The sequence below is a fragment of the Robbsia betulipollinis genome (assembly GCF_026624755.1).
In the GTDB taxonomy this organism is placed as follows: domain Bacteria; phylum Pseudomonadota; class Gammaproteobacteria; order Burkholderiales; family Burkholderiaceae; genus Robbsia; species Robbsia betulipollinis.
On sequence record NZ_JAPMXC010000010.1, the window covers coordinates 226,603 to 240,422 of the forward strand.

Here is a 13,820-nt window from a genome sequence, read left to right on the forward strand (position 1 = left end):
GCGTCAATGGGCCAGCCAGACACGGCACAGCGACAACAGCTTGTCGACCTCGATCGGCTTCGAAATGTAATCGTTGGCACCGGCGTCCAGACAGCGCTGCCGGTCCGAGGACATGGCTTTCGCGGTCAGCGCGATGATGGGCAGGCGGTCCATGCCGGGCCGCTTGCGGATTTCCTGCATCGCGGTCAGGCCGTCCATCTCGGGCATCATCACATCCATCAAAACCAGTTCGATTTCCGGGTCGCGGGCGAGGATTTCCAGCGCTTCCCGGCCGTTGCGGGCGATTTCCAGTTTGGCGCCCAGCGGCTCGATGACATGCGACAGCGCGAAGATGTTGCGTACGTCGTCCTCGGCAAGCAGGATCTTGCGGCCTTCGAACGCCGAATCGCGCTGCCGGGCCTGGCGCAGCATCCGCTGTTGATCGGGGGGCAGGTCCGATTCGACGCTGTGCAGGAATAGCGTGACCTCGTCGAGCAGCCGCTCCGGCGATTTCGCGCCTTTGATGATGATCGATTTCGAATAGTAGCGCAGGCGCCGCTCTTCCTCGGAGGTCAGCGAGCGGCCGGTGTAGACGATGACCGGCGGATAGGTGTGCGGACCGCTCTCGGCCATGTCCTTCAACAGGTCGTAGCCCGAGCCATCGGGCAGCGTCAGATCCATCACCACGCAGTCGAAGCTGATTTCGGCGAGCCGGGCGAGGGCATCGGCGATGGTGCCCACGCCGTCGATCTCGATGCCGTTCGCCGCGAGCAGCAGCTGGATGTTGTCGCGTAGCGTCGGATCGTCCTCGACGATCAGGATGCGGCGCACGCGCTGCGAGAGGCGCGCTTCGAGGCGTTCGATCGCCGTCACCAGCTCGTCGCGCGCGGTGGGCTTGAGCGAGTAACCGATCGCGCCCAGGTGCAGCGCGGCTTCCTCGTGATTGTTCGCGGAAATCATGTGGATCGGCAGGTGGCGCGTGCGCGGGTCGCGCTTCAGGCGCTCCAGTACCGTGAGACCGGAATCGTCGGGCAGGCCGACATCGAGCAGGATGCCGCTGGGCTGCAGCAGTTGCGCCAGACGGGTGCCATCCGCACCGGTGGCGGCATGCACGCAGTCGAAGTCGAGTTCGTGCGCGAGTTCGTACAGGATCTGCGCGAATGCCATGTCGTCCTCGATCACGAGGATCAGGCGGCCCGGGCGCGTGAGCTTGTCGCGGTCGTCGGCCACGCCGGTGCGCGGCACGGGGCCGGTCGGCGTGGCATCCGCGCCATCGTCGGTCCCCGCGCCCGACGGGGCGGCAAAGGCGCGGGCGCTGTCGCGTGATGCGCCTGGGAGTCCGGGCACGCCCGGGCGCGCCGGACGCGTGAAATGCGGCTCCAGACTGGGGCCGGTGCGCCCCGGGGAAAGCGGTTTCACGGGCCGCGAGACCGGTGCGGCCGCGCGGGCGGACGCGGGCGTCTGTTGGGCGGTGCCGGTGGGCGCCTTCGCGTCCGGCGTATATTCGATCGGCAGCGTCAGCGTGAAGGTGCTGCCTTGTTCGAGTTCGCTCGTCACCTCGATGTCGCCGCCCAACAGGCTGGCGAATTCGCGCGAGATCGACAGGCCCAGACCGCTGCCGCCATATTTGCGGCTGGTCGTGCCGTCGGCCTGCCGGAAGGCATCGAAGATCGCCGACAGGTTCTGCGTCGCGATACCGATGCCGGTATCCTGCACCGCGAAGCGCAGATGCGCGGGCGGCGCGGCCAGTATGTGCAGGACGACTTCGCCCTGCGCGGTGAACTTGAATGCGTTCGACAGCAGATTTTTCATGATCTGCAGCAGGCGCTGGTGATCGGTGACGATCGATTTCGGCGCATCCGGAGCGCGCTCGACACGCAGGCCGAGCTTCTTTTCGGTCGCGACCGGTTCGAACGTCTGCAGCAGCGACTGCACGACCGAATCGATCGTGATCGGCTCGGCCTCGACTTCCATGTGTCCGGCCTCGACTTTCGCCAGGTCGAGAATGTCGTTGATCAGCGAAAGCAGGTCCGTGTTGGAGGAATAGATGGTGCTGGCGTAGCGCACCTGTTCGGCGCTCAGGTTGCCATGCTTGTTGTCCTGCAGCAGCTTCGACAGGATCAGCGAACTGTTGAGCGGCGTGCGCAACTCGTGCGACATGTTCGCCAGGAATTCGGACTTGTACTGGTTCGCGCGCTCCAGTGCCCGCGTATTCTCGGTCAGATCGTGTTGCGCGTTCAGCAGATCCTGCTTTTGCCCTTCGAGGCGTTGCGCGTGTTCCTCGAGCTGCACGTTGGTCTGTTCGAGCTCCGCCTGCTGCGTTTCGAGCCGGGCCTGCGAATCCATCAACGCCCGGCCGCGTTCCTCCAGTTCTTCGTTCGACACCCGCAGCTCTTCCTGCTGGACCTGCAATTCCTCGGCCTGATGCTGCGTTTCCTCCAGCAGCAATTCGAGCCGGCCGCGATACAGCGCAGCACGTACCGCCATGCCGATGTTTTCCGCGCCGGCGGTCAGCAGTTCGACGGCGTTGTCGGCCTGCCGGACGTTACCGGAAAAACCCAGTTCGACGATGCCGCTCACGTCGCCGTCGGCGGTCAGGGGGGCGGCCACGACATGCGTCGCCTGACCGTCGCCCAGCGTGGAATTGATGCGCAGGTAGTCCGAAGGCAGGTCGTGCGCGATGATCGGCTTGCGTTCGATGAGGACCTGGCCCGTCAGGCCGGTGCCGGGCGCCACCGTGGCGGGCGTGCCGGTATCGGCCAGCGCCCAGGCCGCGAGGCGCTGCAACTGACCGTTGTCGAGCACGTAGAGCACGCCGACCTTGGCGCCGCTATAGCCGACGATCTTGCGCAGCACGGCCGTGGCCACCTCCGCCGCGCTCAATGCGCCGCGGGTGGCCTCGGCCGTCTCCGTCAGTCCCTTTTGCAGCCAGGCGTGCCGCCGCAGCTTGTTGCGCGAGGCGATGTACAGGAAGGCCGCGATCGCGATCGCCCACATCGTCAAGCCGCCCATGCCCCGGTTCAGGACCGAATAGGCATTGCCCATACCGGGCGAGAGAATGAAGCCCACCGCGATCAGTACGCAATTGACCGCCGCGGCGGCCAGGGGCAGGACCGGCCGGTCCACGAACAGACAGAGCGCGACCGGAATCAGATACAGGATCCAGAGCGCGACATTGCGTGGCGTGAAGGCGTCGGCCACGAAAATCGCCACTATCAGGGCAACGATCGCGATGTGAAGGATGGACAGGCGGTTGCGGCGGGTTTGCGGCATGGTGAAGTCGGTGAGCAGACGATGAAATCGGCAAGGTATTTGCCCGGACAGCCGCGACGTTGCAAATCCGCATGTTTGCGTGATGGGCGTTGCGACGCACGGACCATGCGGCAAGCGAGCGCGCCACCAGCGGCAGGAAAGCGCGCAAGCAAGGAAAAACGACCGTCCTAGATCATACTAAAAGTCGGCCCGAATATCCCGCAATAGAAATACCCGTGTGCCGCGCCGGCGTCGCGCTTCCACGGGCTGCTTTTTCAGGACGGGGCGTCGGCATCCGCCGCTTCCGGTGCCGGCCAGTCGAACGGCGCGAGCGCGGTGATGCGCTCCGCGAGCCAGCGGGCGGCGGGACGCGGATGCGTATCCGCGCGGGCGATGAGATACAGACTGTAGGCGAATGCATGGCGGTCCGCCGGCCGGATGCGCACGAGACGGCCGGCGGCGAGATCGGCGGCGACCAGATGTCGCGGCATGCCGCCCCACCCCAGGCCGGCGAGCAACAGACGATGCTTGGCGCCCAGATCGCCGATGCGCCAGCTGTGGTTGGCGTAGACGCCATGCATCGGACCTTCGGCGAGCCGCGAGCGGTCGGTCAGCACCAGCTGCGTATGCTCGCGCAGTTCATGCGTGGGGATGCGCCCGTCGCGGCGCGCCAGCGGGTGGCCCGGCGCGGCGACGCTGATCAGACTGATCGCGCCCAGCAGGTTCGGCGCGATGGCGTCGGGCCAGCTCCCGAGCGGCCCGGAAATGCCCAGTTCGCATTCCCGTTCGACCACCAGCTTGAGCACGCCGCCCAGGGGCTCCATGCGCAGGCGCAGCGTCACGGTCGGAAACACGCGGGCGAAGTCCTCCAGGATGCCGACGAGGGGATCGATCGGAAACATCACGTCCACCGCCAGCGAGACCTCGGCTTCGAGCCCCAGCGTCAAACCGGCGGCGCGTGCCTGCAAGTCGTGCATCGTCGTGTCCACGCGCCGGGCATCGGCGAGGATCGCCCGGCCCGCCTCGGTCAGCACCGGGCGCCGCCGGGTGCGCTCGAACAGTGTCAGACCCAGCAGCGCCTCCAGATTCGCGACCGTGTAGCTCACGGCGGATTGCGCGCGTTCGAGCCGCTGCGCCGCCAGCGAAAAGCTGCCGGCGTCGGCGACCGCCGCGAACACCTGCAATTGATCCAGCGTCGGGCCGCGCGCTTTCTGTGGGGTGTCCGGAGGCTTGGGCATGCGCGGTTGCCATCGATTTTCAAGATATTGATAATCGATTTTACGCGATTGATTCGATGGCTGGGTCCGCGTACAGTGCTCGCTCTGGGGCGACGCGTGCGAATCCGCAACATGGTATTGTCCGGATCGCGGCAAAGGCGTAAAAAGCGCAGAGTGCAACCGTCCCGCCCGGCCCGCGTGCCCATTTTCGGATCGCATGGATGAACCCCTCTCGCCGTCTCGCCGTTCGCCGGTATTCCGGACCCGCCATCGCGTTGCACTGGCTGATCGCGGTGCTGATCGTCGGGGGGTTCGCGTTGGGCTGGGTGATGACCGACATTCCCGGTTTCACGCCGACCAAGCTGCGCTATTACGCCTGGCACAAGTGGATCGGGGTGACCGTGCTGCTGTTGGCGGTCGTGCGGCTCGCGTGGCGGGCGACGCATACGCCGCCGCCGCTGCCCGAGAGCACCGGCCGCCTGAACGCCGCCGCGGCGCACGGCACGCACCACCTGCTGTATCTGCTGATGTTCGCGGTGCCGGTCTCGGGCTATCTGTACAGTTCCGTGGCGGGCATCCAGGTCGTCTATCTCGGCGTGCTGCCGTTGCCGACGCTGCTGGCCCCGCACCCGGCGTGGCGCGACACGATGCGCACCGTTCATGTCTGGCTCGACTGGACGCTGGCAGGGTTCGTCGGCCTGCACGTGCTCGCGGTGATCAAGCACCAGTTGCTGGATCGCGACCGGTTGCTGGCGCGCATGCTGCCCCGCGCACGCCCTTCCCCGCACGACTAGCGGCCACGGTCCGCCCGCCGCGCGCCGCGTCGTTTTCCGCATTTTCCTTTCCCAACCCAGGACGTTCACCATGAAGCTTCGCACCCTTGCCGCCGCCGTCATCGCTTTCGCCGCGGCGCCGGCCTTCGCCGCCAGCGTTACCTACAATCTGGACCCGTCGCATACCTATCCGAGCTTCGAAACCGACCACTTCGGCGGCGCGTCGGTGTGGCGCGGCAAGTTCACGAAATCGAGCGGCACGGTGACGCTGGATCGCGCGGCGAAGACCGGCAGCCTGGATGTGACGATCGACGCGAGTTCGATCGACACCGGCAACGCCGCGCTCGACAAACATGTCGCGGGCCCGGAAATGCTCGATGCGGCGAAATTCCCGACGGCCGTCTACAAGGGCACGAGCATGCGCTTCAAGGGCGATACGCCGACCGAAGTGATCGGCACGCTGACGCTGCACGGCGTGACGCGGCCGTTGAATCTGAAGATCGATTCCTTCAAGTGCTACACGAACCCGATGATGAAGAAGGAAGTCTGCGGCGCGGACGCGAAGGCCGAGTTCAACCGCGACGATTTCGGCGTCGATTACGGCAAGACCTATGGTTTCAAGATGTGGACCCGCCTGGAAATCCAGGTCGAAGGCGTGAAGGCGGACTGACCCGCACCGCTGCATCCTATAATGTCGTCACGCGGCGGGCACCCGCCGCGAACTCGGACGACATGAGGGAAACGACATGGCGCAGCGCGTCGTATTGATAACGGGCGCCGCGAAACGCGTGGGCCGCACGATCGCCGAGCGTTTCGCCCGCGACGGTTACCGGGTGGCCGTCCACTATGGCAGTTCGGTGGAGGACGCGCAGGCAACGGTCGATACGCTGCGCGCGCGCGGCGTCGATGCCCACGCGCTGCATGCGGACCTGAGCGACGCGGCGCAGCTCGACGCGCTGGTCGCCGGGGCCTACGCCCTTTTTGGACGCTTGGATGTCCTGATCAATTCGGCGTCCATCTTTCCCGATGACCGGCTCGAGGATTTTTCGGTCGAGACCTTCGACCATGCCTGGGCGGTCAACGGCCGCGCGCCGCTGCTGCTGACGCGGGCCTTCTACGCGCGCGCCGGCGCGCTGGGGCACACCGGCGTGGTGATCAACGTCGTCGACCAGAAAGTGCGCGGCAATTTTCACCGCGACCACTTCTCCTATACGGTCGGCAAGACGGCGATCGGACACCTGACGACGATGCTGGCGAAGTCCGCCGCGCCGGTGCTGCGGGTCAACGCGGTCTATCCGGGGCTGATGCTGCCCAGCGGCGATCAGACCGACGCGGACTTCGCCTATGCCGAACGCCGCGCCACGCCGCTGCACCGCGTGGCAACGCCGGGGGATCTCGCCGACGCGATCCTGCTGCTGACCGGCCCGGCCTACAACGGCGCCGACTGGGTCGTCGACGGCGGGCAGAACCTGGTGCCGGTCGACCGCGACGTGGTGTTCGAGTACCGCAGCCCGGCAGCGTGAGCGAGCGGTCGCGGGTCGCGGGCACAGCGGCGTACGTTGCGCTCAGGCCGCCGGGTCCGCCTGGCGCACCGCCTGCAGCAGGGTCTCCCCCGCGGTATCGAGCAGCGAGCCCTTGCGCAGCACGCGGAACACGGTGTCGGTGGTCGCGGGCATGCCGCGCGGCGTGACCGTGCGTACCCGCCTGGCGCGCAGTGCGGCGTCCAGCATATAGGCGGGCACGATCGACAGGCCGCGTCCGGCCGCGACCATCGCGATCGCCTCCTCGATTTCCGTACACCGCCCCATGGTGCGCATCTGCGGCGGCATGCCGCCCAGCTGCGCACCGAACCAGCCCGCGAACGCGGGTTCGCAATCGTCGTAGGTGATGAAGCCGGCGTCGGCGACCCACTTCGCCAGCGCGCCCGAGGGCTTTTGCGCGAACGGCGCGATCAATACCAGCGGATAGCGGTAGACCAGCTCGAAGGTCAGGCTGTTCGAGGCGACCATCGTGTACGAAAACCCCAGGTCCGCCCGCCCCGCCGCCACCGCCGCGCAGACATCGTCGTCGATCCCGAAGCGCAGGTTGATGACCGTATCGGCGAACGCGTCCTGGCTCAGGATGGGCGTGAGCACATAGCGGCCGAACGACGAGCCGGTGGCGATGCGCATCGCCTCCCGGGTCGCGCCCGCGCGCCCGCGCGCCGCCGCGCGCAGCGTGCCGATCTCATCGATGAACTGCCCGCAGATGGCGAACAGCCGTTCCGCGAGCGCCGTGGGCAGCACCTTGCGCGCCGAGCGCTCGAACAACGGGGCGCCGATCCATTCCTCCAGTTGGCGGATCTGGTAGCTCACGGTCGACGGCGTCACGTGCAGTTGCTCGGCGGCGCGCACGAAGCTGCCCGCCTCGATCGCGGCGACGAAGGTATCGATATATTTGGTCTGGGTGCGCATCGTTCGATTATCGATCGAAATTCTCGAACCATTCAAGTGAAACGTTTCGCTGGATTCGTTCTTTTTACTTCCTTATGATCCGCCTGGTCCATACGCTCCAGGAGGCCGAGATGAACACCGCAACCGCTTTTCCCGATGCCACGCTGACGGACCTGCCGCCCCTTTCCGCGCGTGTGACGCAGACCCTCGCGCTCGACGCATGCGTCAACGCGCCGATCTACGCGTCCCTGCCGATCGTCGCGACGCGGGCCGAGGGCGCCTGGATCTGGGACGTCGACGGGCGGCGTTATCTCGACATGATGAGCGCGTATTCCGCCGTCAGCTTCGGGCACGCGCATCCGCGCCTGCTGGCGGCGCTGGTGGAGCAGGCGGGCCGTCTCGCGGTAACCTCGCGCGCGCTGCACTCGGATCAGCTCGCGCCGTTCCTCGCCGACCTGGTGCGGGTCACGGGGTACGACAAGGCCCTGCCGATGAACAGCGGCGCCGAGGCGGTCGAGACGGCGATCAAGGCGGCGCGCAAGTGGGGTCATCGGATCAAGGGCATCGCCGACGGCGCGGCCGAGATCATCGTGTTCGACAACAACTTTCATGGCCGGACCACGACGATCGTCAGTTTTTCGTCGCATCCGGAATATCGGGCGGGTTTCGCGCCGCTGACGCCGGGCTTCGTTCGCGTGCCGTATGGCGATGCGGCGGCGGTGGCGGCGGCGATCACGCCCCGCACCTGTGCGGTGCTGGTCGAGCCGATACAGGGCGAGGGCGGTGTCGTCGTGCCGCCGGCGGGATTTTTCACGGCCCTGCGCGAGCTGTGCGACACGCACCGCGTGTTGCTGATCGCCGACGAGATCCAGACGGGGCTGGGTCGCACCGGCCGCACGCTGGCGCTCGAACACGAAGGGGTGCGGGCGGACGCGGTGTGCCTGGGCAAGGCGCTGGGCGGCGGCCTGCTGCCGGTGTCCGCGCTCGTCGGCACGAATGCGGTGATGAACGTTTTCGAACCGGGCGACCACGGCAGCACGTTCGGCGGCAATGCGCTGGCGGCGCGGGTCGCACGCGAAGCGCTGTCGGTGCTCGAAGAGGAGCAGCTGAATGCGCGTTCAGCGGCGTCGGGCGCGGCGCTGCGCGGCTGGCTGGAAGCCGCGCGGCATCCGGCGATCGCGGAAATCCGCGGCCGGGGCCTGATGCTGGGGGTGGAAATCGTCGCGTCGATCGACGCGCAGGACGTCGTCGACGGGCTGGCGCGCGCCGGCATCATCACGAAGCTCACGCATCGCAACACGCTGCGCCTGTCGCCCCCGCTGACGATCGCGCTGGACGACCTGCGGTGGGCGACGGACCGCCTGCTGGAGGTACTGGATCACACCACCACCGGACGCCGTGCGCGTCCGCACCCGGAGTCGCTGTCGTGAAGAAAAGGATTGAACTCGTCACCGCCGTGATCGGCGCGGGCGCGCAGGTCACCGGCTGCCGTTTCGGGCCGGATGCGCTGATCGCGTCCGGCATCGTCGCGGCATTGCGCGATGCCGGGCACGCCGCGTTTCACGATGCCGGACGGAGCGCCGTGCGCGACCTGTCATGCGACGCGGACCCGGCTCAAGCGGCTCAAGCGGCCGACAAGATGGCGACGGTGAGCGCCTTCACGCCGCGGCTCGCCGACACGGTGCGCGGCGTGGTCGCGAACGGCCGCTTTCCGCTGGTGCTGGGCGGGGACCATTCCTGCGCCGTCGGCACCTGGAGCGGCATCGCCGACGCCTGGCATGCCACCGGCCGCATCGGCCTGATCTGGATCGATGCGCATCTCGACAGCCACACGCCGCAGACCTCGGACAGCCAGGCGCCGCACGGCATGCCGCTGGCGGCGCTGCTCGGACACGGCGCGCCGGCGCTGACCGATCTCTACGACTGGCGGGCGAAACTGTTGCCGCAGCACGTGGTGGTGATCGGCGCGCGCAGCTACGAGCCGGGCGAAATGGCCCTGCTGCAACGCCTCGGCGTGCGGGTGATGGATATCGACGAAGTGGAGCGACGCGGGCTGAACGCATGCGTCGCGGAGGCGATCGACATCGTGTCGCGCGGCACGCACGGGTATGGCGTGACCTTCGACCTCGATGCGATCGATCCGGGCGATGTGTCGGCGGTGGGTTCGCCGGAGGCGCGGGGCATCGGCGCGGATGCGGCCGTCGCCGCGCTGCGCGGCTTCGCGGGCGACGCACGCCTGCTCGGTTTCGAACTGGTGGAATACAACCCGGAACTCGACGACGCGGCGCGGCGCGGCGCGGCGGTCTGTCGCGAATTGGTGATGGCCGCGCTGGGCACGGATGCAACGGCCGGGGCACCCCCCCACGCCGCCGCCGGGTACGCGCCGCTGGCGGCCTAGTTTCAGAACGTGGTGCCCACGCCGACGCCGATGATCCAGGGGTTGATCTTCAGCGTGCCGAGCGGCGCGCCGCCCATCGTCGCATCGGTCTTGATCCAGAGTTTCTTCAAGTCGACGTTGACGAAGATCCGCTTGCTGACCTGGTAATCGAGGCCGACCTGCAGGGCCGGGCCGAAACTGTGGTTCTTGACGGCGATGTCGGCGCCGCCCGCGGAAAGCTTGTCGTCGTAGAACAGCGTGTAGTTGAGGCCGGCGCCCACGTACGGGCGCAGCTTCGCGGCCGGCGTGAAATGGTATTGCAGCGTCAGCGTGGGCGGCAGGTGGCTGATGCGGCCCAGCTCACCGATGTTGGAGGTGACGGTGTGACGCGCGGTGCCGGCGATCAGCTCGATGCCGATATGGTCGCGGATCATGTAGGTGAAATCGACTTCCGGGACGATCGCCGGATTGACGTCGACGCCCAGCGTGGACAGGGTGTTGCTCGTCGATACGTCAGGCTGGATGCTGAGGGCGCGCACGCGCGCGATGATGTCGCCTTGCGCCGCCATGGCGACCGAACTTGCCATCAGGCCCAGCGCGGCCACGGCAATTTTCCACTGCTTCATTTTTTTTGCCCTCGAACGAGACATTCTCGATTGTGTAAAACGAGATCATCATCGGACAAGGCCGGGGGGGCGGTATTGATCGGGATCAACAAGCGATCCTTCAGACCGCTTTCAGGCGCTCCAGGTCCAGGATGCGCACCAGACGGCCGCGGGCGTCGATCAATGCCTCGCGCTGGAAGCGCGAAAACATCCGGCTCACCGTTTCGAGCTTCATGCCCAGATAGCTGCCGAGTTCGTCGCGCGTCATGCGCAGGTTGAATTCGGTGGGCGAGTAGCCGCGCGCCTTCATGCGTTGCGAGATATTGAGCAGGAACGCCGCGACGCGTTCATCCGCGCGCATATTGCCCAGCTGCATCATCAGGCCGGACTCGCGAACGATTTCGCCGCTCATCATCTTGTGCAGGTGGCGCTGCATCGCGCGCACTTCGCTGCACAGGGTTTCGAGCCGATGAAACGGAATGATGCAGACGACGCTGTCCTCGAGGGCGATCGCGTCGCAGGTATGGCGGTCGTCATGAATGCCGTCGAGACCCAGCGCATCCCCGGCGAGATCGAAACGGGTGACCTGCTGCCGTCCGTCCGGATGCGCGACCACGGTCTTGAACGAACCGACCCGCACCGCGTAGATGCTGTGAAACGGCGTACCGGCGCGAAACAGGGAATCGCCGCGGGCGACGCGCCGCGAGGTGCAGATCACTTCGTCGAGCCGGGCATACGCCTGCGCGTCGAGTCCGGCGGGCATGCAGATGTTGCGCATCGCGCAGCTGGAGCAGCGCCCGGATTGCTCGGTCGGCAGGTCGGCGGCGGAGGTGGCGCAGGGGCGTGCATCGCCGGGGCATGCGGCGCCCGCGTCCGAAAGGGAAAAGGTCGAAGAGCTCATGCCCGCAGTATCCGCGCGCGCGCGCGCGGCGCCAATCAGGGTTGGATGGAATTGCGGTAAGGAAAGCGCGGCCCGGTTTGTCGGGGTTTCCCTACAGCGCACGTGGCACGCCTGCGCGTGCCGGCGCGGCTGCTATCATCGGTCTGCTCCCATTCCGCCGACCTCATCCATGCCAGAAATTTCGAGATATGAAGCCGCCGCGCCGGATGCGGGTGCATCGGGTGCATCGGGTGCATCGGGTGCATTGGGTGCATTGGGTGCATCGGGTGCATCGGGTGCCGGTGCATCCGGCCCGGCGGCTTCGGTTCCGGGCCTCGCGGCGCAGCGCCGGCTCGAAGGCATTATCCGTTTCGCCACCGAGGCCATCATCACGGTGGACGACGCGCAGACCATCCTGCTGTTCAACCCGATGGCGGAGAAACTGCTGCGGTGCGCGGCCGGCGACGCGATCGGCACGTCGCTGGCGCGCTTCATTCCGGCGCGCTACCGCGCGGCGCATGGGCAGCAGGTCCGGCAGTTCGGTGTCACCGGTATTTCCGAGCGGCAGATGGGTCCGCAGCGGCCGCTGTTCGGCCTGCGCGCCGACGGGGAAGAGTTTCCGATCGAGGCGTCGATCTCGCAATTCGTCGATGGCGGGTCGCGCCTGTACACGGTGATGATGCGCGACATCACCGCCCGGCTGCGGGCGGATGCGGAACTGAAGGCTTCGCGCAACGAGCTGCGCGAATTGTCGGCCAGCATCCAGACCGCGCGCGAGGCGGAAAAAGCCCGGATCGCGCGCGAGCTGCACGACGATCTGGGACAGCGCCTGACCGCGTTGAAGATGGACGTCTCGCGGCTGGAGAGCGAACTCGACGAGCGGGACGCGAAGGGCGACTGGCGCGCGCGCACGCAGGCGATGCAGCGTCTGCTCGACGACACGGTGACGGCCGTGCGCGGTATCGCCGCGGATCTGCGCCCGGTCATGCTCGACGATCTGGGGCTGGTCGCGGCGGTCGAATGGCTGGCGCACGAGTGGCGCACGCGTCACGGCATCGTCGTGCGGCTGGAGGATGAGGGCGTTGCGGTGCGAATGAATCTCGATGCGTCCACGGCGATTTTCCGCATCGTGCAGGAAGCGCTGACGAATGTCGTGCGGCATGCGAATGCGACGCGCGCCACGGTCAGCCTGATCCGCGAGGGGGCGGCCTACGTCGTGCGGATCGCGGACAACGGCGTGGGCGGCACCCCGGCGCCGCGCCGGGCCGCTCCTGCCGCTCCTGCCGCGCCTGCCGCTCCTGCCGCGCCTGCCGTGCGCCAGTCGTTCGGCCTGATCGGCATGCGCGAGCGCGCCCGTTTGCTGGGCGGCGACATCGTGTTCGACAGTCCCGCGGGCGGAGGTTTCGTGGTCACGGCGACCTTGCCGATCGCGACGATCGAGCATGCCGCGGCGCAACCGGCATCGCGCCCTGACACCGCCCCCCGGACGGATGACGGCGACCGGGCCAGCCGCGCCGCGCCGACCGGTTCCGCTTCAGACCAGACGAGGACCTAGCATGGTGCGCATCCTGATCGCCGACGACCACGCGCTGGTGCGCGACGGTCTGCATCACATTCTGCGCAAGGCCGAGGGCTTCGATGTCGTCGGCGAAGCGGCCGACGCCGCCGGCGTGATGGCGCTGGTGGAGCGCGAGCACGCGGACGTGCTGCTGCTCGATCTGTCGATGCCGGGTGGCAACGGTCTCGACCTGATCCGCAAGATCGCATTGCTGCGTCCCGGGCTCAAGGTGCTGGTGCTGACGATGCACGCCGAACAGCAGTACGCGGTGCGCGCCTTCAAGGCGGGAGCGTCCGGCTATCTGACGAAAGAGAGCGCCTCGGCCGAACTCGTCAACGCGGTGCACCGGATCGCCGCGGGACATGTGTATGTGAGCACGGCGATGGCCGAGAATCTGGCGCGGGCGCTGACGCGGCCCGCCGGCGAGGACGGCGCCCGTCCGGAATCGCTGTCCGACCGGGAGCTCGACGTCTACCGGCGGATCGTCGACGGCGAGTCGCTTGCGCAGATCGCGGTGGCGCTGAGCGTGAGCCCGAAAACGGTCAGCACCTACAAGGCGCGGTTGCTCGAAAAAATGCGGATGGGCAGCGATGCGGCCTTGATCCGCTACGCGGTGAAGCACGCACTGTTCGACTCGGACGGCGGTTGAGGCCTGACGGCACGCCGCGCCAGGCACATCGCATGGCTCCGGTTTTCGTTTTCGTTCGCCGCGGAAGCATTCTCTTCGGATGTCGCCTGCCTGCCAGG

The 13,820-nt window shown here is 67.4% G+C and carries 12 protein-coding genes; 7 read left to right on the forward strand and 5 right to left on the reverse strand.

Features of this window, described 5'->3' with window-relative positions:
• Positions 1-3: 3 nt before the first annotated feature.
• Positions 4-3,252, reverse strand: a complete 3,249-nt coding sequence (locus tag OVY01_RS18830) for a response regulator (RefSeq protein WP_267849105.1) — start codon at positions 3,250-3,252, stop codon at positions 4-6.
• A gap of 254 nt (positions 3,253-3,506) precedes the next feature.
• A complete protein-coding gene (locus OVY01_RS18835; protein WP_267849106.1) occupies positions 3,507-4,469 on the reverse strand; it encodes a LysR family transcriptional regulator in 963 nt (320 codons plus the stop codon).
• Positions 4,470-4,669: 200 nt separating this feature from the next.
• On the opposite strand from OVY01_RS18835, the gene OVY01_RS18840 reads away from it, so the two are divergent.
• The 3 genes from OVY01_RS18840 (at position 4,670) to OVY01_RS18850 (ending at position 6,744) form a co-directional block, all read left to right on the forward strand.
• Positions 4,670-5,242, forward strand: a complete 573-nt coding sequence (locus tag OVY01_RS18840) for a cytochrome b (protein ID WP_267849108.1) — start codon at positions 4,670-4,672, stop codon at positions 5,240-5,242.
• Positions 5,243-5,312: 70 nt separating this feature from the next.
• A complete protein-coding gene (locus OVY01_RS18845) occupies positions 5,313-5,891 on the forward strand; it encodes a YceI family protein (protein WP_267849109.1) in 579 nt (192 codons plus the stop codon).
• A 76-nt stretch (positions 5,892-5,967) separates the two neighbouring features.
• Positions 5,968-6,744, forward strand: coding sequence for an SDR family oxidoreductase (locus OVY01_RS18850; RefSeq protein WP_267849111.1), 777 nt, complete (start codon positions 5,968-5,970; stop codon positions 6,742-6,744).
• Between the two features lie 42 nt (positions 6,745-6,786).
• Here OVY01_RS18850 and OVY01_RS18855 read toward each other — a convergent pair whose 3' ends face one another.
• Positions 6,787-7,674 (reverse strand): LysR family transcriptional regulator, encoded by an 888-nt coding sequence (locus OVY01_RS18855; RefSeq protein ID WP_267849112.1) that lies wholly within the window; start codon positions 7,672-7,674, stop codon positions 6,787-6,789.
• A 110-nt stretch (positions 7,675-7,784) separates the two neighbouring features.
• On the opposite strand from OVY01_RS18855, the gene rocD reads away from it, so the two are divergent.
• Both rocD and OVY01_RS18865 read left to right on the forward strand, forming a co-directional pair.
• Positions 7,785-9,083 (forward strand): ornithine--oxo-acid transaminase, encoded by a 1,299-nt coding sequence (gene rocD / locus OVY01_RS18860; RefSeq protein ID WP_267849113.1) that lies wholly within the window; start codon positions 7,785-7,787, stop codon positions 9,081-9,083.
• On the forward strand, positions 9,080-10,051 hold the full coding sequence (locus OVY01_RS18865; RefSeq protein ID WP_267849114.1) for an arginase: 972 nt from the start codon (positions 9,080-9,082) through the stop codon (positions 10,049-10,051). The genes rocD and OVY01_RS18865 overlap by 4 nt, the downstream gene beginning before the upstream one ends.
• A 2-nt stretch (positions 10,052-10,053) precedes the next feature.
• On the opposite strand, the gene OVY01_RS18870 is transcribed toward OVY01_RS18865, so the two are convergent.
• On the reverse strand, positions 10,054-10,656 hold the full coding sequence (locus tag OVY01_RS18870) for an OmpW/AlkL family protein (RefSeq protein WP_267849115.1): 603 nt from the start codon (positions 10,654-10,656) through the stop codon (positions 10,054-10,056).
• A gap of 100 nt (positions 10,657-10,756) precedes the next feature.
• On the reverse strand, positions 10,757-11,536 hold the full coding sequence (locus OVY01_RS18875) for a helix-turn-helix domain-containing protein (RefSeq protein ID WP_267849116.1): 780 nt from the start codon (positions 11,534-11,536) through the stop codon (positions 10,757-10,759).
• A gap of 169 nt (positions 11,537-11,705) precedes the next feature.
• Here OVY01_RS18875 and OVY01_RS18880 point away from each other — a divergent pair, with 169 nt between their 5' ends.
• Both OVY01_RS18880 and OVY01_RS18885 read left to right on the forward strand, forming a co-directional pair.
• Positions 11,706-13,070 carry a PAS domain-containing sensor histidine kinase gene (locus tag OVY01_RS18880; RefSeq protein WP_267849117.1) on the forward strand — a complete coding sequence of 455 codons (1,365 nt, stop codon included), beginning with the start codon at positions 11,706-11,708 and terminating at the stop codon, positions 13,068-13,070.
• A 1-nt stretch (position 13,071) separates the two neighbouring features.
• Positions 13,072-13,722: a response regulator gene (locus OVY01_RS18885; RefSeq protein ID WP_267849118.1), complete on the forward strand. Its 651-nt coding sequence runs from the start codon at positions 13,072-13,074 to the stop codon at positions 13,720-13,722.
• Positions 13,723-13,820 lie beyond the last annotated feature (98 nt).